This is a genomic window from Vibrio sp. OPT18 (assembly GCF_015163615.1).
GTDB lineage: Bacteria > Pseudomonadota > Gammaproteobacteria > Enterobacterales > Vibrionaceae > Vibrio > Vibrio coralliirubri.
Genome location: NZ_JADDYK010000073.1, coordinates 221830 through 242527, shown reverse-complemented (window position 1 = coordinate 242527; position 20698 = coordinate 221830). Strand labels below are relative to the sequence as shown.

Below are 20698 nucleotides of genomic sequence, written 5' to 3'. Positions count from 1 at the left end.
AGCGCCTGCTGCCAGTTTGAGGACTTCGCTTTTACAAATCCCTCCGGCAGAGTCTTGTGGGTAGATCAAGGCTGCACGCTCCTCGTCTTTCCATGTTGAAGGTAGGGCTTGCCTGAGCTGTTTTTGTAGGCCGCTTGGCAGCTCATTGAGTAGCAGCCGGCGGTCTGCGGAATGCAAATATTGAAATAGCACTATGGTGCTACTTTCAGATAGCTGACTGATCAGCCATAGAAGCTCGGGATCAGATAAGTGATCAAGTAAGTTGGCAGCAAGGCTTGGGTTTACTTCGCTTAATAGAGTCCAAGTGGCGATACGTTGCTGGTCAGAGAGCTTCCTTAATACTGATGGCAGTTCGACGGGTTCTGCTTCTAGAAGCGTTTGATTCAGTCGTTTAGCCTTTCTTAGAGTTAGACACTCCAGTATTTTCAGGTACAGCTTTTCCGCCCCTTCTGATGAAAAAGCTAATGTAATTAATGTCATATGTTAGACCTTTGACAATAAGTGAGAATACAATTGAAGCGATTTTTATTCTGATGTTTGTGGTTGTCGCTTCTTGGTCGCAAGCCGAATAAAGAGGGCGATAAATGCAGTAACCATCAGGATTAAACTGCCCATTAAGAACCACTTTGTAATCAACTCTTGATATTGAGAGACGAATGGGTGTCGCATGATCCACTTTCCTATCAGCAATAAACTAAAGACCCATGTAATCGAGCTAGTGAAGCTAACAATCAGCGTTCTTATTGCGCTGAGTTGTGCAACGCCCATCAACATTGGGGTCAGTACGCGAACAAATGGGACAAACCGCGAAACGAACAGGGACAAAAACCCGAATCGGTTTAATAGTTTTTTTGCCTTGGGTAACGATTCATCTGGCAGTGTTTGTTCAGCTTTACGCATGAACGGAGTATTGTGCAGCCAGCGCCCTTGAAGGTAGGCAATGATACTGCCCAAAAAAGAGGCACTGGTTAGAAGCATTAGAGCACTTGAAAAATCAATCGCGCCCAAACCAACCATGCCCCCGACAAACAGCACTAGGCCGTCACCGGGTAGTGGTAAGAAAACAAAACTCGACTCAAGGAAAAGCACGACACCAAGCAAAAGCAATAAAACGTGCAGTGAATTCAATTCAAGTAAGGCATCAAAGTCTTGCAGCCAAATCGCGGAAATAATCTCTTGCATGGAAACTCCAAGTTAACGTGGGCTCTGGCTGTTGATAGCCGGAGCCCACAATGCGTTTTAATCAAACATCAAGATGATGTAGGCAAAGAACAGGATGAGGTGGGTTGCACCATTGAGCGAGTTAGTTCTCCCGCTGCTAAAGCTCACGCTTGTCATTAATAGCGTTGCACCTAATAACACCATTTCTGCAGGGGCGAGGCCGAGTTGGATGGGTTCGTTCATTACCCCTGAAATCAACAGAACAGCAGGAACGGTTAGTGCAATAGTGGCGAGAACTGAGCCAAAGAAGAGGTTCATCGCACGCTGTAATTGATTGGTCACGGCGGCTTTAACGGCACCAACAGCTTCAGGTGCGAGAATAATCAAGGCAACAATCAAACCACCTAGAGCCGCAGGTGCGCCCATTTCCGTGATGCCATCGTTAATTGGAATCGCGAGGCTTTTCGCTAACAAAATCACCACCATCAAATAGCTCACCAGCATAATCGTGTGGAATATATTGCTGTGCAGAGGGCCGTGATGTTCGTGATGATCTTCATTATCACCATCAATGAAGTAGTCGGTATGGCTGCGTGTTTGGATGAACAGGAATACGGCATACAAGGCGATCGAAGCGAGCACTAATGTCCAAGTTAGGCTGGTCGACATGTTACCCAGCGAATCCATACTGGTGAAATTAGGCAGTACCAAGCACAGTAATGAGAGTGGAATAATGGCCACCAAGTACGCTTTTATTCCATCAAGGTTGTAGGTTTGGGTATGGTATTTCATCCCACCGATTAACAAGGTGATACCGACAAAGCCATTAAGCACCGCCATCACGACAGCAAACATGGTGTCACGCGCTAGGAAGGGATTCGATTCTCCAGTCAGCATAACGGACGAGACCATAATGACTTCGAGCAAGACAACAGACAGCGTTAATATAAGAGTACCGTATGGGTCGCCAAGCTTGATCGCCAGCGCATCTGAGTGGCGAACAACCGAAAAAATGGCGCTCATCACCGCGTAAAACAGCACCGCAGTAATCATTATGTAGGCGAACTGAGACAGCTCTCCTGTGAGTAAGTTGTCGCCGATCAGTTTGAAAAATAGAACGGTAACGATGCCAAGTGGCAGTTTGTATTCTTGTTTGAGTACGTTGAGCATGTTGAGCCTTTATTGAGTAACCGAAGGCTCGCTAATGTCCTTTAACGAGAGTAAATCGGGTGAATACTGCAATTTCCTGTGCAGCAAACGGTTCGTTTCAAGTTATGCGTTTAAGCTTTTGCATCTAAAACGATATCTACAAAGCTATGCGTCTAACCATGTTGCTAACTTAAGGTGAACCGATGATTCAGACTATGAATTAGAGAAATTCTTTGTTGCTATCAGACGACCGACATTCGCCTAATAGCGTGCTAAGTAAGCAGTAAGCAGTAAGCAGTAAGCAGTAAGTAAAAGCTAAGGCATGCTTTCAAGGGATTCAGTTTCTTCCGGTTTATAGTGGGTTGGTTTCAAGCCCACACGAGTTGGCAAGAGTGTGCCAATAGAGATAGAAGACCATGTCCCACTTAAAATCCCGACACACAGTGCAATGGCGAAACCTTCTAGTGCGCTCCCTCCTAACAACCACAATGCTGAGACTGTGACTAAGGTGGTGCCTGATGTGACAAGCGTTCGTGACAACGTTGACACGATGGACTGATCGAAAAGGGCATCGGTTTCACCGTCTGGCTTCGCACAAAATACCTCACGGATTCGATCTGAAATGATGATCGAGTCATTCAGGGAGTAGCCCATCACTGCCAGTAAAGCGGCCAACACGGTTAGGTTGAATTCAATTTGAGTCACCGCAAAGAGCCCTAGCACAATAACAATGTCGTAAATCAACGCCGCAATTGAACCTAGCGCTAATCGCCATTCAAATCGGTAGCTCAAGTACAGCAAGGTAAGAACGAAACAAGCCAAAATCGCTAAACCGCCTTGTTCGACCATTTCTAACCCAACCTGAGGGCCAATTACGCTGCTGTTAGCAATGTGAAAATTGCTGTCTATTGGCAACAGTGCTTGGTTAAGTGCGTCTCGCAAATCGAGGTCGGTATCATTGAAACGCAGTTGCCAATTTCCCTCACTGCCTGCCGCTGTCACTTGAACATCTTGGCTCAGTGCTGAGTCGAGGTGAGATTTGAGCTGAACTTGAGTTACGTTTGGTTTTGTTTGAATATCGGCGACAACACCTCCCGTAAAGTCGAGTCCCCAATTGAACCCCCTTGCAACGATTGATGTAATGGAAAGCGTCAAAAGAATCAGAGATATCATCGTCATCAATTGACGTATTTTGGTGACGCTAATTGATTTGGTCATTACAGTTTTACCTCATGTGAGGTGTCTCTTCCCCACAAATAATTGATAAGAATTCGAGACGCAAATACGCCGGTAAATAAGCTAGTCAGTAGGCCTAATCCGAGTGTGATAGCAAAGCCTTGAATTGGGCCGTTACCTATTGCATACAAAGCGATGGCAACGATCATAGTGGTGAGGTTGGCATCGAAAATTGAAGAGAATGCACTATCGAACCCTCGATCTATGGCTTGGGAAAAGTTTCTGCCTTCTCGCATTTTGTCTTTGATGCGTTCAAAGATAAGCACGTTGGTATCGACAGCCATCCCCACGGTTAGCACGAGCCCAGCAATGCCCGGAAGCGTTAGCACAGCGCCAGGAATGAGCGCCAATAGGCCAAACAGACACACTAAGTTGATAGTCAGTGCAGCATTCGCAACCCAGCCAAGGCGTCGATACCAACAAGCGATAAATACCAATGTAAAACCAAGCCCTAAGGCGAGTGCAGCAAAGCCATTTTTGACGTTTTCAGCACCAAGAGTTGGCCCGATTGTGCGTTCTTCAACAATGGTAACAGGAGCGGTGAGTGAGCCAGCTCTCAATAGAAGAGCCAGGTTTTGAGCGTCTGCCATTGACCCCGCGCCAGTGATGCGAAAGCGGTTACCCAGCGTTGATTGAATTGTCGCTACGCTGATAACTTCGCTTTGCTCAATGGATTGTCCTGTCTCTGATTGACTGTATTCACTGTACAGAGTCGCCATCGGGTTTCCGATATTGCTGCGCGAGTGATTGGTTATCAGCCGCCCCCCCGTGCTATCAAGAGTGATGCTAACTTCGGGTGTTCCCATTTCTCCTAGGCTGGCGCGTGCATCGATAATATGCTCGCCCCCTAAGATACTGTTTCTATGCAGAATGACAGGTCTACCATCTTGGTCATTGATGGATTTTGTTCGTGCGCTGACATTAGGCTCCACATGGTAAAACGCTAACGATGCAGTGGCGCCGATAATGTTTTTTGCGGATGTCGGGTCTTGTACTCCTGGCAGTTCGATGCGAATTCGATTTTCACCTTGGCGTTGAACTGCGGCTTCGGTGATCCCTAGCTCTTCTATGCGGCCTCGCATTGTTTGAAGATTTTGTGTCACGGTCAGAGTTCGAATCGCGCGTTTCTCTTCCTCATCCATTGAGATCATTAAGCGCTCACCAGATTGGCTCAGAGTCCAATTTGGATACTGTGTTCTTAAGTGGGTTCGAATATCGCCAAGTAATGCTTCGTTATATCGAGCAATGACCACCTCACCGCTTTCTACACGACCGCGTACACGAAACTCCTGACGAAGGTCGTCGATCACTGATTGCGCGTGAGCATTAAAGACAGGGGCTAGGTCAACGTCTAAGAGAAATTGCATACCACCGCGCAGATCTAATCCAAACTTAATCGGCTGAAAGCCCAGCGAGGTTAGCCAAGAAGGAGCTGAAGGTTCGAGCGTGAGGGCAACGGTCTCCGATGGTTGGATAAAATCGGACATCAAAGCTTGTGCGGGGGCTTGTTGCCCGCTTGAAGCAAACGTCACAACTAACCGATCGTTGTTTTCGCTAACACTGTGAACATCAATGCTATTGTCCACAAGATAACGATATACATCATCAGCGTGTGTCGAATGCGTTTGGTTTGAAATGTGCAAAGCTTCACGTTCACCAAATGCAGAGGGTAGAGCACTGAGAAGCATCAGTACTACAGACAACACGAGAACGATGACCTTCCATTTAGCTGAATAATTTATGGGTGCGATTGAGCGCTTTAACTTCATTTTGGTTGCATCTTATTGATTAACGCATACGTAAATAGCACCAAGCTTATTTATTAAATAAGCACCAGTATTAATCATGTATGAGTTGAAACTAAGGGATCCTAAAGGTTATCGATGGCGCTTTCGGTTTTATCGATAAACCTAACTGTTGGTTACCGAGCTATCTTAGTTTCTTGATTCAATAGAACTATGGGTTAGAGAAATTCATATTTGGTTTGCTCGACTTTGCATATATGAATTTCTCTAATTCCTCGCAGAGATTCGATTTATTTAAAACAATGTAATCTGAATTAATGATTGAGGATAAATCTACGTGGATTGCACAATATATTTAAACGATCGCAAATATAGAGTTTGCGATATTGGTGAAGGGAGATGCACTCTAGTGCTTAGTTACGCAGAAGGTATAGAGTCATTGCATGAGCATTTTAGCCATCAGTTTCTTGAGATAGAAAGAATGATAGTCATCGATATATCAACATGTTGGAGTGGAGAAATCGACACACTGTGCGAAAAGGATCGCTGTGAATTAATCGGAGATGTTCGGTTATTAACTGACATCTATTGGCTCGATGATTTTGAAATTAAAACAGATAAAGGACAAGAAATATTCCAAGGGATTTCTGCACTAGCGCTATCGACTGAATAGAAAACCTATTGATATGTTTGTCTACGGCGTTGATTTTTAAGTTGCTCTAGTTTGTTGGGGAGTGACAAACTAGAGCAACTTGTATTGATAACCCAAGCTGGGTAAACGATATTTATGGCAGCCGATGTAACGGTTGATTTTATTCTTATTCGTCTGTTAAAAATTAAAGCTTCTCATATTCAGAAATATGCTGTTGGCTTAGTACCCTGTCAATTCCATATAGCCAGTTCCGGAATGAGAACCTTTAATCACGATTGGCCCCTCCCAATAAGGCACCGACAGCGGCATTTTTGCTTCTGGATTGAGTGCCGAGACGGTCAGTTCGATTTGTTGAGTTGGAATCGAAACTTGCCATTCTGTTGGATAATCGCTTCCGTCGATTTCTGTTTGCTTGACGGCGGTTAGGGTTATCTCTTGTTGTGAAATGGCAATGCCAGAACCGTCTTGCTGCATTAATCTTGCGTTAGCATAACTGGCTTCGCCTGATGTTGAGTTTCGAAGCTGAAATACCACTAAGCTGGTTTCATCACTCAGCCTTAGCGCAAACCAATCCCAGCCTTGTTGCGAGTCGAGTAAAAACTGCGAGCTCCACTCTCTGTCTATCCAACCTTTGCCAGAAACCTGATGCGTGATGCCATCAATGGTTACCTCGCCCGATACATCAATGAATGGTTGGCTGTAGTAATAGGAAGCCACTTTGCCATCGCTACTTTTTGTGCTGTAGCCTTGTTCGCCTTGCTTTTGATATGGCGCGTTGTTGGTTAACTTAAGCGAATATCCAAATTGATCCGAGTTGGCGACCAATGTGGCTGGGAACAGGTCATCGGTCGTCGACGTCCATTGCCAATCATCAAGATAGACCCGAAACGGTGAAGTGCTGACACCTGCCAGTTCAGCTTGGTCGCGAGACCACTTTTCATCGGCGTAGTGTTTGTCTTTAGTGGTGACAGCGCTGTGTGCCATGTAAATTTGCTGACTTTGCCACGTAGTTTCCTTGGTGCTATTGCCACTTTCCTGTGGTGCAGCCGCAAAGCGAAACTGTGTCCATTGCACGCCTAACGTATTGCCTTCTTCATCAATCAAGTTTGCGGTTAAATACCACCATTCATGACGAAAATCAGGGTGTGCTTGATGGTCGGCAGGGAAGGTGATCTCCACGCCTTTTACTACCTGCGTGAATTGCTCAGTCTCTTTTTGTGTTTCATCGTCGGTTTGTGTTTCTGCGCCAAGTATCGAACCCATATTTTGAGCTGATGGTTGAGTGGACTCCTCACACCCTAAAAGGAGTAAGATGCCAAATGTGAGAACGAAAACTCTCATTGATCGATTCATCACAACACCTCACTTTGCAAGCTGGATACCACGGGTTTGCTGACCAAACGCCACAGTGGAATCAAGGTCGCAAACACAGCCACTAAAATGGTGATGGCTGCGATGCTGAGTGCATCACTCCAATTCCATACGTAATTTAAGCTCCAACCAAAGGCGCGCAGGGTAACGATGTCCGTCAATACATAACCGACCATAGCGCCGAGCGGTATGGCGATAACCAGAGTGAAGGCGACCAGAACAACGATTTGCCCGACCACCATCGCCATCAATTTTCGCTGACTAACACCGAGCGCGTACAACCTTGCAATAGCGGCTTTGCGTGCATCGAGCAACATGAAACAGGCACAGAACAACCCTATCACCGCCACCATTAAGGTGACGCCATTAAGCGCCCGAGTGATGGCAAAGGTTTGTGAGAAGATATCTAAAGCGATCGATTTGATCTGTGCTTGATCGTAAAGCTGACTTGGGTGCAGGTTCAGTTGCTGGCGCAGCTGTTCGTACACCACTTGTGGGTCGCCAGAGACTTTGATTCCCAAGCTGGTGGGTAAGTCAGTAAATCCGTTTTCGAACCAAAAATTAGGTGCAAGTAACACTTCGCCATTCGGTGAGCCGTAATCGTGGAAAATCGCCCCGACGATGAGTGTTTTGTCTTGGATCGCGTCGAGCTTGAGTTGGCTTCCAAGGGACAAGCCGAGCTTCACTGCCGTAGGTTCGCTGATTGCCACGAATTCACCTTGGTAAAAGCGCGTCCAGAAATCATCAAGGTAGGATTGGAACACCATGGTTTGCTCAAGTGTGTCTTTGTCTTTGGTGCCGAGTAAGGTCGGTAAGCCCTGCAAGTTGTCGTCGACATAATATTGCTTATAGACGGTTTCAACATTATCAAACTGTTCTAACGCACGTTCGACATTGGCAATTTCACCTTGGGTAGGGCTAACGTAAATATCGGCATGTAAGCGCTGTTCAAGCCATTGCTTTAACGTGGATTCAAAGCTGCCGACTAAGGTATTCATTCCGATGTTGGCGGTGACGGCGAGAAGCAACGCCATCATGGCAAGGGAAAGAGGGGAGATAAGTTCACGCAGCTCAGCAAACAGATACTGCATTAATCCCGACTTGGTGCGCTGCTCGCTCCAATTTGCTAACACGCTGAGCGTTTTGGGTAGATACAAGGGAATCGACACCACTAACACGCCTAGCCACGCCATGGTGAAGCGGTGATGCTGGCTCAGCCATAACCCTGCTAACGCGACAATAGTTAATACTGACCCGATAACAAACAGCTGATTTTCGTTAGACGTTTCCGGCGCTTGATAGAAACCGCCATGGGAAGAGAGGGGTTGTCGCACTCGCTGTTTAAAGTGCTGCCAACACGCGACAAGCGTTGCGGCCAGCGTGAGTAGCAGTGCCTGCACTAACCATTGCCACTGCCATGTGCCGGGAAGCAGTGTTGCACCATAAAGTTGTTCAAGCGTTATCGCGACGGTTGGGTGTAGCCAATGGCTGAGTTGAATGCCGAGAATGAAACCAAGCGACGCGCCCAGTGTGACTAAAAGAACCAGCTCGACTAGCAGAGCTGAAAATACGATGCTTGGCGCAATCCCAGCTTGTTGAATTTGCACCAACAGCCGATTACGTTTCAGCAAACTGTACTTCACGCCATTGTAAGCGATGAACAGGCCAACCAAAAACGCCAACAAACTCATGGCGGTGAGGTTAAGGTGAAAGCTATCGGTAATTGAACCGAGATCCGTGCTTTGGTTGTTGGAAATCCATTGTCCCTGTTTGCCGATAAGGCTTCGCCACTTATCCTGAGTATTGCTGTTAGTGTCGCTCTTGGTGTCAAAAATAGCGATATAGCTCAGTTGCCCTTGCTTGTTAAGCAGTTGCTGAGCGAATCCAATGTCCATCAACATTCGGCTACCCAGTTGCCATTCATCTGGCAGTACCACAGCCTTGGTGAGTACTTCATCCAAAGTGAGCGTGTCCACTTCGTCCAAACTCTGGTGCTGAGATTGGCTCATCATCACAATGGGTTCACCCGCTAAGAGTTGCGGCAAAGGTAAGGCATTGTCGAACAGGGAAATGTTTGGCTCTTTGGCTTGAGTATTGCTTTTTTCGTCGATGCGAGCGTGGCGAGCTCTTGAAGTGAGGGCGGCGATTAGCTCACTGCCTTGAACTGACCAGCGTCGACCTTGTTCGTCTTTTACTCGCCCTTCAATTACAGGTAGCGCAGCGCTTAATCCACTTTGTCTTAAGCTGAAGTAGAGCGATTCCGGCAAATAGTTTTGCCCTGCTGGTGGAATGATAAGGTTTTGAGCTTGGGCGCTAAGTTGCTCGGTCGATTCTGCATAACTGCGTTTGGCATTGAGGTTGATGGCTTGCACTGCGACAAACAAGGTGACCGCAAGCACAATGCCGATCAGAATCGCTGCCGCTTGCAGTGGCGATTGACGATAGTGTGCCGCGAATAAATTTAGAGTCAGTCTGGTATGGGTGAGCTGGCTATGAGCGAAGCCAGTTTGCTTCATTGAATGACTCACAACGCTGCTGCTCTTGGGGTTAGATCTGCGTTCCTTAAACAACCATCATCTAATACCAATTTTGTCTGCATAAAGCTGGCGCATTCCGGGCTGTGCGTAACCAAAAGCACGGCAGTGTTGCCTTGTGTAGTGATTTCACTCAGCAGCTTCATTACCTCAATGCCTGCTTTGTGGTCGAGGTTGCCTGTGGGTTCGTCGGCAAGCAGTAGCTTAGGTTTATGGGCTAACGCGCGCGCAATAGCGACTCGTTGTTGCTGACCGCCAGAGAGTGCGGATACGTGTCTTCCGAGTAGCTCGCTGATGCCCAATGCGTCAACTAAGTAATCGCACCAGTCGCTCCACTTCTGTTGATTTAAATGAAGAGGGAAGGCGATGTTTTGTTTTACGTTGAGTGGGGTCAATAAGTTGAACTGTTGAAAGATCACGCCCAATTTTTGATGGCGGAATCGGCTCCACTGAGGGTCTTTCCAAGCTGATGTGTTCTCGCCATCGAGCCACAACTCTCCTCCGGATAGAGGTTCAAACCCCGCAATGATATTCAGCAGAGTACTTTTCCCGCTGCCACTCGCCCCTGTCAAAGCCACGCTTGCCCCTGTCGCCAAAGCGAAGTCGACATTGTCCAACACGCTATGAGTGTCTTTACCATCAACAAAGCTTTTGCTGGCATGTGTGAGTGTGACAATTGGGCTTTCCATTTCCTTTCCTTATAACCAAAACTAACCATCAAAAGGTGTCGTTACTTGTGGCAATTACCGAATCGACAAGCTCTATAAAACTGTAGACAATAATTTAAAACATTAGAGCGATTTATATCGAATTATTAATAACTTGTACTTCGAAAAGAGGGAAATAGATCAGTGTGGGGAGGGATAAGGATGTTAGTGGGAGTTTTGAGCCACCTCGGAGGCTTTTAGATTTTTCGTCAGATGGTTGGTGATCTCGTTTAAGTGAAATAAATCATGGCTCAAATTATTAAACGTTGTATTTATGAAAGTGGTGAGGGTTGGTGCTGTTTTGCTAGCTTGTTTCTGCCCCTTTTTGTGTTAATGAAAGTAAACCTCATCTGCAACACTTCGAAATTATTCGTTAGTTTTCTAATGGAAACTGTGATGCGGGTAGGAGTAGTAACATGTCTTACCTCGTTTTCCCGAAATGGAGTTGAGTTCGCTTTAGTCAACATTTACACAAACAGATTATTATGTAGCTTGTTTATCAGCTAGTTATATGGATAATCACGAAAACTTAGCTCTCTAGTTCGAAAATCTTCGAAGCATATTATTTGAGGGTCAGATACGGAAAAGGGTTAAATAAATATGGAAATCACTATCGCATCTCTTGCTCTTCTGGTGTCTGCCATCACGTTTTTTTTGCAGAGACAACACAATCGCAAATCTCTTGAGCCGATACTAAACACCTTTTTACATCACGGAGAAGACAATAACAAAGGTGAACTAATTCTATATTTGGATAATCATGGCCTTGGCCCTTGCTTCATTACTAATACGAGGCTTTATCTTGGTGGGAATAGTTACGAGATTGTTGAGCTTAACGATTATGAAAATGCATTTTTCAAAGAGGATTTTTTCTGTCAGGTTAAAAGCAAAGCTACTGTAAGGGTCATTAGGCCATTGGAGCGTGTTGAATTAATCAGATTGGAAGTCGAAAATGTACAGCAAGCGGTTAGACAACTAGAAATCTTGGAGGCAGATTTTCGTGTCGATGGGTTAAGCCATTACCAACAACATACATGGTGTGATAAAGACGGTGCGCAAAGCGACGGAGATTACCCTGCTAAGATGAGGGGGCAAGCATTTGCTAGAAAGTTCGTGACTCAATCAAAAGAAGTCTACAAGTTTGCAATAGGATTCTTCTCAATTATTTTTAATGAGTTCCAACGAGCAATATCTAAACGAGACTAGTTGAATTTGAGCCACTGAGTTTATGGTGTAAGTTAAATTCCTCATCCCAGAGTTTAACTTGCTCAAGAGCAAATACTTACGCGGTCATTCTGTGTGTCAGGACAATCGATTCTGACACTCTTATGTCCAACTATGAGTTAGCCTTTGCAGCTCATTCATCCAATATCAACCGTTTTACTCAGTACAGATGTGGTGTTGTAGGGCGGGAGCAACAACGACCTAACCACGCTCTAAGCGTCGTTAAGTCGTTATTGGTTCGAGGTCAGGGATTAATTGAGCGCTTCAATCAGAGTGATTTCGCGTTTGATTTGCTTACTCTCTTGCTCAGTCGCCTGCGCCAGTTTCTTTTCGCGTGTGGTTATGGCTGCTTGTTTGGCTTCGTCAGATTTGAACATCAGTTCTTTTACGTTGATAGAAGCTATGTTTGTGTAGCGGCCATCGTCACTGGTCGGGATTGATATAGTTTCATCATTAATCAATGACTTCACTATCTCTCGCTGTTCATTGTAGCGGTTCTCTAACCCCGAAAGTGCCCATCGTTGTTGAGGCTTGCCTTCATACTGACCGTTCTTTTCTTCTTTGAGATACTTGATGGTCATGTTACGGATCGTGCCTGCTTCTTCTCCATACTCGGCTTCCGTATCAAAAAGCACAGGGAACGATTCGCCTTCTAACACGCCGCCTTTCTTGGTTAGATGACCCATTCGATAGCTATTCATACCAATACGGATTTCTGTTTCATCAGTAACCGGTGTGCCATCAGCAAACGCAAGGTTGGTGATACGGGTACCTGCAGGTTGAGTAAGGTCGATGGTATAAGTCACGCCCGCGAAGAAGTCATTGGTTGAGTATTTTGATGCTCTGCGATCAGGGTTAAAGCTGTAGGTTACATCACCGGGTTGCACTGAGTTGAAGTAGCCCGCAGACCATTCCATGTAGGTTCTTAACTCTTTGCCTGTCATCTGGTAGACAGTGATTTCGCCACCTGCGTATTGGTAGTTGTACGCGATGTCTTTGGCTTTGATTGGGCCAACATCGAGCTCTGCATTGTCGTTGTCTATTTGAAGTGCGATGACATTGGCTTTGGGTGCATAGAAGAAGCTCGCTTCTTGGAATAGCGCACTAATGCCTGTGTCTTGAACATGGACTTGAGGGATACCGCGGATTTCGTTTTCAGGGACTAAATCAACGCCGGTAAGCTGAGCGACAGGTCGATTCGCCATTTCTCGGAGTTGTTTGTGATAAGGCTGGTATAACTCGTCCATATTCTCATCAGAATCTATGCCTTTAATTTTATAGGTGAAACTGTCTTTGTTAACGAGAGTGAATTTGCCATCGCGCTCTTCAAATTGAAGATCGATACGAGATAGGGCGCGGCCATATTTGTCGGGTTCAGTAATAATAACGCCATTCACAACGGCTTTATCGATGCGAGTGTGCATGTGGCCAGCGACGATGGCATCAAGCTCTGGGTTTGCGTTGGCAATGTCGGTGACACCGGTGTCGGCAATGTCATTCTCGTTTTCAATCCCCATATGGGCAACCAATACGATGGCATCCACTTTATCATCAATCTCTTTGACGATTTTCTTCACTTCCAAGGTTGGATTAGTGAAAGTGACGCCTTCTAAACGGTTGGTACCTTGCGCAAAGACCTCCGTCATTGGGGTATCCATTCCGATCACGCCGATCTTAATACCACCGCGTTCAAGAATGGTGTAACCCGGTAAGAATGGATTTCCGCTTTTGTTCTTGATGTTGCCACCGAGAGACTGCCCTTTAAATTGGGTAACGGCTCTGTTGAGGGTTTTAAGGCCAAAGTCGAATTCGTGGTTACCTAAAACCCACACATCGTATTTCATGTGATTAAAGCCAAGCATCATTGGATCTACGGGTTCATCTTTGAAGGTTTCTACGAAGTTGCCTTGGATGGTGTCACCAGCATCGACAAGGATAATGTTAGATTGCTCTTTGCGGATCTCACCAACTTTGGTCGCGATTTGGCTCAAGCTACCACGAGTGTTGAGTTTATCTGCCGCGTAATCCCACGCCATAAAATGACCGTGGATATCTGAAGTACCCAGTATCGTGACATCGTGTATGTCGCCATCAGCTGCAAAGGTGGGAAAGGCTAGAGAGAGTAGGATGGCGTTTGATAGTATGTGTCTTTTCATAAGTATTTTCACATCGTGGTTTTAAGTATGACGCTACCATATAGAATCGAGGTTATCTTATGGGTGACCAGTGTCATATTTCTAGTGATACAACTTATTGATGTTTCAAATAAATGTGACTCATGACTATCTCGTAACCGCTTAAGTTATGGAGAAACGCATTACAACTCTTTACTCCGTTCTCAATACTCAATTACTTGAATCAAACTTTCTAAGCGTTGGGGTATTAATAAGCATGTTTGTAAGCTGTTGAACGTCTTGCCTGTTGAAATAAACAAGGTATATATCGTCCAACTCTCACTTACTGTGGCAGTAAGATGATCTTGCCCTGTAAGCGTGTGGTTTTCGATTCAATGAGATCAATCGCGGTTTGCACTTCATCGAATGGCAGATAGCGGTCAACGTCGAGCTGAATGTCGTTTGTGATGAAGTGATCTAGCATGGTCGTGAACTTATCACGGCGAACATCTTTACCTTCCGCTTCCTCCCAATAACGCAAGAAGAAGGTGCTGAAATCGATGTCTTGGCTTTTCGCGTACTCAAAGAAGCGTGGTTCGTAAAAATCCAGAGACAGCGTCCCATAGTTGATAAAGCGCCCGTTGTTGCCAAGGGTGTGAATAAGATCGGTTCCGGGTGAGCCGCCAATCGCATCAAAGGCAACGGTTGGCATCGGCAAGCCTAACGCCTTAATTTGCGAAGCTAAATCGTCGTTTGCATCTAACACCCAACTGGAAGTGGTTGGGTATTGTGTCGGCTGTGATGTAACGACAATGATTTTGAAGCCGAGTGATGCTGATAACTGCGAGAAGATCTTACCGATGGCTGAACTGCCCGCGTTGATGATCAACACATCTTCGTGGGTCAGCTTGGCTATTTCTGTCGTTAGCACCCATGCGGTTAGCGCATTAATGTACAACTGACAGGCGTAGCCATTGTCTAAATGTTGAGGAATTTGGAACAGATCATCTGGTGATACATCGACATAGTTCTGCCATGTTCCACTGGTTGCCACAAGCACTCGCTGATTCACTGCAAACTCAGCATTGCTGGACTCTACAACGCTTCCTACCGCTTCAAATCCCGGTACTCTCGGCGGCTGGTGGCTATGTTTGTATTGGCCCACACCATAAATCGACAACAGATCGCTAGGGTTGATGTTGGTCGCTTCAATTTGTACGCGAACTTTATCTTTGTCTAGTGCCCCTAAAGCGACATGTTCTAACTTGAGAGATTCTTTTGGCTGACCGAAACGGAACTGGCTAATTCGGGTATTTTGCTTAGTGTCAGTCATAGTTAGGGCACCTTTATGAATTATGAGTACTGCATTGATTTTAAGTGTAGCGTGTTCATAAACAATCTTGGGTCGGTAATATTGCTCAACATAGCTGGTGTTGGTAAACAGTCGTCATCAACGTAGTCGACATAGTCTGCCGCCGAATCGAAGATCAAAATATCCAAAGCCAAACGATCCAAGCCATATCGGCCTCGGTGGATCATATCCGCTGAAAATACCAATAAGTCACCGGCGGCTAACGGTATCTGCTTACCGCCAGATATGTCATCGCTGCTCACTTTGCCGTTTTCTTCTTGGCGAACATTGTACTCTTCTTCGTTGTCCCAGCGCTTATGTGTACCAGGGATAAGTTCCATACCTGGCTCATCAAAAAGGGGCACTCGCAGATGCAATACCTGGGTTTCCATGATGACTTTCATCTGGTCATCAATGTCGTAGTCGTATTGACAGTCACGATGCCAGAAGTCTTTTTGCTGCGGGTTTACAGGGTTGAAGAACAGCTGTGTATTCATGAATGCCGGTTTGTTCGGAATCACGGCATCAACCACGTCCATCACTTGTTTCGAGCTGATGAAGTCGAAAAGCACGCTTCTATCGTCGGCAGGCAAATACTCGCTTCCCGTAATTAAAGACGAGTTAAATGCGTCTTCTTTATAGAATTCTTCATTGTCTGCTTTCCATGATTCATGAAATTTCAGCACGACTTTTCTAAGCGATGCAATTTGAGCTTCATTGAAATAATTTCTGATAACAAAGTAACCATGTTCGTCGTAACGGTCACTTAATTGTTGGCTGTTTTCTACCACTGACTACCTTCGTTCTTTCTTTGCTGTGTAATAACTAAGGTCAACAGCCCTAGAGATTTCTTGGGCGCATAATGCCAGACAGTCGTCATTCAACCAAGTAACGAGTGCAGAAGCCTGTAGATTCAGTGATGCTATGAAGCCATATGGGGGGCGAGCTTTACGTGCCTATCCATGTCATGGACTCATGTGATACCGATCTCCCTATATGTGACACATCCCCTATTTTACAAAGTGTAATAATTCATATGGTGAATAAATTTATGGTTTAGATAATTATTGACCATATTGTGATTTAATTGGCTTAGGGAAGAGAGTAAATCATGGATGGTTTTTCGCTGGATATTAGAACACTTAATTTTATTATTATTTTGTTCTCTTTCATTTACTGCATTGGCTTGTTGCTGTTCCAATTTACCCAACAGTCCATTAAAGGGCTTTCAATTTTTTCCATTTCAATATTTGTTATTGGAAGTGGGCCGTTGATGTTGAGCCTAAGAGGGGAACTCCCTGATTGGATCACTGTTATTGGCGCCAACATGGTCATTGCGCTTGGCTTTCATCTCGCTTTGTATAGCTTGTGCCTGTTTCGAGAATATTCCCTAAAATGCACCTACCTCAGCAGTCTGATGATGTTGGCTCTTTTACCATGTTTTATTTATTTCACGTACTACGAACCTTCCATCAAGGCTCGAATCATCCTCATTAGTTTCTATTTAGCCTTTGTGACTCTTTGTACTGCTTTTGCGGTATTGAAGGGGCAACGTGATGACTTGACCTTAGCAACTCGGATGATGGCCTTGTCATTTTTGATATATGGCGGGTTTATGGCTTTCCGAGTAATGGTGACGCTATTTTCGGCTGAGCTGCAGGATTTCATGGCGGCCGCGCTCATTCATCAACTTGCCTTTTTAGTGAGTATTGTTCTTATCGTATCGATGAGCTTCACGATGCTCTGGTTGATTAATGCAAGGTTGCTTAGGTCTATTCATGACCTATCTTACAGCGACCCTTTAACGGCACTTGGAAACCGCAGAGCATTAGATGAAATGGTTCCTGTCATCATGAAGCAGGCGGGGACTGCACCTGTCAGTGCCATTATGATGGATATTGATAATTTTAAGTCTATCAATGACCAACATGGACACATTGTGGGTGATCTCGTGATCAAGTCTTTTGCTGAAATGGTTCAAAGTGCGATAAAAACATCGCCAACAGCCAGCGCGTTCCGTTTTGGCGGAGACGAGATAATGATTTTATTACCCAATGTTAATTTCCTACAAGCACAGGCTATTGCTTGTAAGCTGCGATTGTCTATTTCAGAGATCTCAGCCGTGCAAGGGAATGAGATGTTTCTGACGTCGAGTTTCGGTGTCGCTCAGCTTCACCCACATGAGAATTGGGATGGGTTTATTACTCGAGCCGACAAAGCGTTATATCAAGCGAAAACAAACGGTCGCAATATGACTTCAGTTTGTCCTAGTCATATTAACGAGCTCGTCACTGCCTGATGATGACAGGTCTTTATGCGTTAGTTTGCCCCGCCACTATTTTGATACAGCCATTATATTGTTGGCTGTGGCGCTGAGTCTGTTTTTTGGCTTTGCGTTAAAGTCTGTGAGGCAGTGGCTTCAGTTTCTTCTGCAGGTGTAAAATGCTTATCTGTTAGCGTCACGGTCATTCCTTCATGCTTCACTGTTGTGCTAGACGCCTCTAGTTGGGCTTGGTTTGTTGTCGCGGGTTCTGCGAATGCCATCATTGAGGTTGTAAAAAAGATCGTTGTTAGTGCGATTTGAGTAAGGGTTTTCATTGCGCTGTATCCTATTGGGTAATGATTAATAGCTGATACGTGCACTATAAAAATTATGTGGAGGCCGTTCTTATCATTTTACGCCACCGTAATATTTATACGGTGGATGAATCTCTGGGGTATGGTTTCTAGTTCTCTTTGATCCAACGTTCAAGTATGGCGACGTTCAAATCACTGCCACATCACCAATACCGCTGCGATAGAGAGTAAGATGAGTGCAATAATGTCTTTGCGTGCGATGCTTTGCCCTAACCAGAAGTAAGATATCAACACCATGAAGATCACTTCGACTTGCCCAAGCGTCTTTACGTATGGCACGGCTTGAAGCGACATTGCGCTAAACCAACCCAGAGAACCGATAACACTCGCTAGGCTTGTCATTACGACCAGTTTCGACTTCTTGAATATCAGGCGCAGCGTGTCGCGTTCTCTGAAAAAGAGATACGTACAGATAATCACTGTCTGAAGGGAAATGACGAGGAACAGCACCCATGCGGCGCTATGAGGGAAGGGCAACCCTATGCTCAAACTTGCTTCACGTACCCAAAGAGACGTTAAAGCAAAAGCAGTACTACACGCCATACCTAGCAAGAACACTTTCGGGGACAAACTTCGCCAGCCAGAAGCGCTACTCATGATTAGTACGCCTAAGGTACCAATAAGTACGCCAATCCAACCTGTTAATGTTAAAGCAGTTCCAAAAAACAACACGGATAACACCGCAGATACGGGAGCTTCACACTTGGCTAATCCTGCGCCTATCGCATAGTTTTCTAGCTTGAACAGCATCACCATTAAGCCGGTCGCGAGGATCTGCATGATGGCAGCGGCAACAATATAGAAAACAAACTCACCCGAAAAATCCGGTGCGGAGACTGGCTGCCATTGATAGAGGGCGTAGAGGTAAATAAGGGCGATTGGGCCAGCCCAAATAAAACGCGCCAACGTCACGCCAGCCACGCTCATGGTGCCACTTAATTTGCTTTGAAAGGCATTACGCCAAGATTGGCTAAAGGCAGCAAGCAGAGTAAAGGCGATCCAACTAAAAGACATGACGCTTCCGTGTGTGAGGTAATTTGCTGATTATATTAACAAATAAAACCAATATAAGAAGCGACTTGTTGTTTTAATGAGCAATAGTCGGTTGGAGTGAATTACTCAGTTATTAAGGTTGCTCGGTTTTGAAGACTTACGCTGTAAACCTCAACGGCTTCATTTACTTGTCACTCGACATCAATCGATTGTTTAGAAAATTACTTCTTTTCTGTTCTTGAAGTAGAACAGCGCGCTGATCGAAATGAACAGTAAGGTGAAGTAATAGAAAAACGAAGACAGTGAGGCCAAGAAGGCAAGATTCTGCTCTATTTCTTGTTCGGTGTAGCCCTGAGACACCAACTTATAGTAGTAAGCGTACAAGATACCGATCAGACCGTATCCGAGATTAAACATCAGCCCTTTAAAGCTGAGGACCGTGGCTCTGTTGTGCGATTCGGTCTTTTTATTCAGGTGGTAGCTGATGAAAATGTTCATCGTCATGATGATAAAGATTAATACCAGTGCCGGAATGACCCCGTAAATCGACCAACCTAAACTGATCCAGTAATAAGTCGCCATGCTTGCCAATCCCATAACCACTATGAAGGTTTTAGCCTCCATGCTCTCTGCTAATCTTCGGCTTTGTCCTGCCAATATAATCTTAAGCAAACTGATACCCGCGCCAATAAAACCAAAGTAGATAATTGGAATATCAATCGCCAGATAGTATTGGCTGTTCATGGTTAGGAACATTCGTGAGGTGTGTTCGAATAGGCTGTAGTAGAGCAAGATGAACAGCACGTAAGGCGTAGCGAATACCCATTTACCCGCATCGATCGTCAATTTGAGACTTGAGATGGTGGTTGCTAATTTGGTTTGGCCGCTTGGCATTACCTTTTTCTCTTCGCGCATATTAATCGCGGCATAGATAGCAATCATCGCAACAAATAAGGTGGCGAACACAGGAATACGCATCAGATCTTTAGTGCTTTCTGGTGCGGCTAGTCCAAGGAAATGAAAGATGTTCGCCATAAAGTTCACGTCGTACATCGCCGCACCAATCAGCGTGACAAAGATACCGACGGTTGAGGCGACACGAAGCTGGATTTGCAGCACTCGAGGCCACAACTCTTCATTGCCTTGTTCCTTTAAAGTGTCGTAGGCCAATGCCTCGTCAGCACCGCTGGCCAGTGCCATCGCTAAGCCACTGAGAATCCGGTTAATCAGAAAGACTATGAACACCAAGTCGGGGTTTCCAGTTGGCACTAGCGCTATCATGGCGATCTCAACAAACATCACGATCGAAGACAGCACCACCAGTTTCTTGCGGCCTAAGGTATCGGCAAATGCGCCCGATGGTACTTCAGCAAGCACAATGGTGGCCGCCCAAACAACATTGAGCATCGCGAATTGAGAAAGGGTTAGCCCGTAATCTAAATAAAGTAGGGTGAATATAGGATAGTAAAAACGCGCAAAGTAGCTGCTTCTAAACATTAAGAAGTAGCGGACATTGGGAATTTTAAGGATCTCTTTGAGCGTCATGATAATTTCAGTAATTTAGATAACACATTATTATGTATAACCCTTTTACTCTTTTAAATCATGGAATTGTTGCCAAATCCCTAAAATATCTGGTTTGGGTGATCTTCGAGATCATGGTTCATAGTGGGTTATAGGCTTGACGGTCTTCACATGATTTGAGGAAGGGGAGGGATTTATCTGAGCTCGATGTTGTTCAATTTACGCACAGCATGACTTGTCGATGATTCTTGGGCTGGTAATCGATGGGACAATTCGCAATAAAAAAGGCAGCAATAATTG

Annotated in this window: 17 protein-coding genes; 3 read left to right on the top strand and 14 right to left on the bottom strand. The window is 45.3% G+C overall.

Translation table 11 applies throughout. From position 1 onward, the window contains the following. The 5 genes from IQQ51_RS27390 to secD form a co-directional block, all read right to left on the bottom strand. Nucleotides 1–480: magnesium transporter MgtE N-terminal domain-containing protein (locus IQQ51_RS27390; protein ID WP_416222616.1), on the bottom strand; the 480-nt coding region annotated here is incomplete at its 3' end. 45 nt (nucleotides 481–525) lie between these two features. Further along, entirely contained in the window at nucleotides 526–1182 is a 657-nt protein-coding gene (locus IQQ51_RS19210) for a DedA family protein (RefSeq protein WP_012600220.1), read from the bottom strand. 57 nt (nucleotides 1183–1239) lie between these two features. Continuing rightward, nucleotides 1240–2331, bottom strand: a complete 1092-nt coding sequence (locus IQQ51_RS19205; protein ID WP_135442562.1) for a calcium:proton antiporter — start codon at nucleotides 2329–2331, stop codon at nucleotides 1240–1242. Between the two features lie 294 nt (nucleotides 2332–2625). Then, the gene (secF, locus tag IQQ51_RS19200; RefSeq protein ID WP_193841847.1) at nucleotides 2626–3528 is read right to left on the bottom strand and encodes a protein translocase subunit SecF; all 903 of its coding nucleotides are present in this window, start codon (nucleotides 3526–3528) and stop codon (nucleotides 2626–2628) included. Then, a complete protein-coding gene (secD, locus tag IQQ51_RS19195; protein ID WP_193841846.1) occupies nucleotides 3528–5315 on the bottom strand; it encodes a protein translocase subunit SecD in 1788 nt (595 codons plus the stop codon). Before secD ends, secF begins: the two co-directional genes overlap by 1 nt. 385 nt (nucleotides 5316–5700) lie before the next feature. Here secD and IQQ51_RS19190 point away from each other — a divergent pair, with 385 nt between their 5' ends. Next, a complete protein-coding gene (locus tag IQQ51_RS19190) occupies nucleotides 5701–5964 on the top strand; it encodes a hypothetical protein (RefSeq protein WP_017091753.1) in 264 nt (87 codons plus the stop codon). 198 nt (nucleotides 5965–6162) lie between these two features. On the opposite strand, the gene IQQ51_RS19185 is transcribed toward IQQ51_RS19190, so the two are convergent. The 3 genes from IQQ51_RS19185 to IQQ51_RS19175 are packed head-to-tail and all read right to left on the bottom strand — an operon-like array spanning nucleotide 6163 to nucleotide 10537. Beyond that, nucleotides 6163–7296: a lipocalin-like domain-containing protein gene (locus IQQ51_RS19185; RefSeq protein ID WP_193841845.1), complete on the bottom strand. Its 1134-nt coding sequence runs from the start codon at nucleotides 7294–7296 to the stop codon at nucleotides 6163–6165. Further along, on the bottom strand, nucleotides 7296–9830 hold the full coding sequence (locus IQQ51_RS19180; protein WP_193841844.1) for an ABC transporter permease: 2535 nt from the start codon (nucleotides 9828–9830) through the stop codon (nucleotides 7296–7298). Before IQQ51_RS19180 ends, IQQ51_RS19185 begins: the two co-directional genes overlap by 1 nt. An 8-nt stretch (nucleotides 9831–9838) precedes the next feature. Then, nucleotides 9839–10537: an ABC transporter ATP-binding protein gene (locus tag IQQ51_RS19175; RefSeq protein WP_193841843.1), complete on the bottom strand. Its 699-nt coding sequence runs from the start codon at nucleotides 10535–10537 to the stop codon at nucleotides 9839–9841. 618 nt (nucleotides 10538–11155) lie between these two features. Here IQQ51_RS19175 and IQQ51_RS19170 point away from each other — a divergent pair. After that, nucleotides 11156–11761, top strand: coding sequence for a hypothetical protein (locus IQQ51_RS19170; RefSeq protein ID WP_193841842.1), 606 nt, complete (start codon nucleotides 11156–11158; stop codon nucleotides 11759–11761). A 269-nt stretch (nucleotides 11762–12030) separates the two neighbouring features. On the opposite strand, the gene IQQ51_RS19165 is transcribed toward IQQ51_RS19170, so the two are convergent. From IQQ51_RS19165 to IQQ51_RS19155, 3 genes are all read right to left on the bottom strand, one after another. Continuing rightward, a complete protein-coding gene (locus IQQ51_RS19165; RefSeq protein WP_193841841.1) occupies nucleotides 12031–13935 on the bottom strand; it encodes a bifunctional metallophosphatase/5'-nucleotidase in 1905 nt (634 codons plus the stop codon). 301 nt (nucleotides 13936–14236) lie between these two features. Next, a complete protein-coding gene (locus IQQ51_RS19160) occupies nucleotides 14237–15226 on the bottom strand; it encodes a zinc-dependent alcohol dehydrogenase family protein (protein ID WP_193841840.1) in 990 nt (329 codons plus the stop codon). A 20-nt stretch (nucleotides 15227–15246) separates the two neighbouring features. Next, complete coding sequence (locus IQQ51_RS19155; protein WP_193841839.1) at nucleotides 15247–16035, bottom strand: phytanoyl-CoA dioxygenase family protein; 789 nt, start codon at nucleotides 16033–16035, stop codon at nucleotides 15247–15249. Between the two features lie 320 nt (nucleotides 16036–16355). Between IQQ51_RS19155 and IQQ51_RS19150 the strand changes: the two genes are divergently transcribed. After that, nucleotides 16356–17543 (top strand): GGDEF domain-containing protein, encoded by a 1188-nt coding sequence (locus IQQ51_RS19150; protein ID WP_048614657.1) that lies wholly within the window; start codon nucleotides 16356–16358, stop codon nucleotides 17541–17543. 53 nt (nucleotides 17544–17596) lie between these two features. Here IQQ51_RS19150 and IQQ51_RS19145 read toward each other — a convergent pair whose 3' ends face one another. The 3 genes from IQQ51_RS19145 to IQQ51_RS19135 form a co-directional block, all read right to left on the bottom strand. Continuing rightward, entirely contained in the window at nucleotides 17597–17842 is a 246-nt protein-coding gene (locus tag IQQ51_RS19145) for a hypothetical protein (RefSeq protein ID WP_048614659.1), read from the bottom strand. Between the two features lie 171 nt (nucleotides 17843–18013). Further along, a complete protein-coding gene (locus IQQ51_RS19140; RefSeq protein WP_048609768.1) occupies nucleotides 18014–18895 on the bottom strand; it encodes a DMT family transporter in 882 nt (293 codons plus the stop codon). 192 nt (nucleotides 18896–19087) lie between these two features. Then, complete coding sequence (locus IQQ51_RS19135; RefSeq protein ID WP_193841838.1) at nucleotides 19088–20419, bottom strand: MFS transporter; 1332 nt, start codon at nucleotides 20417–20419, stop codon at nucleotides 19088–19090. Nucleotides 20420–20698: the final 279 nt, after the last annotated feature.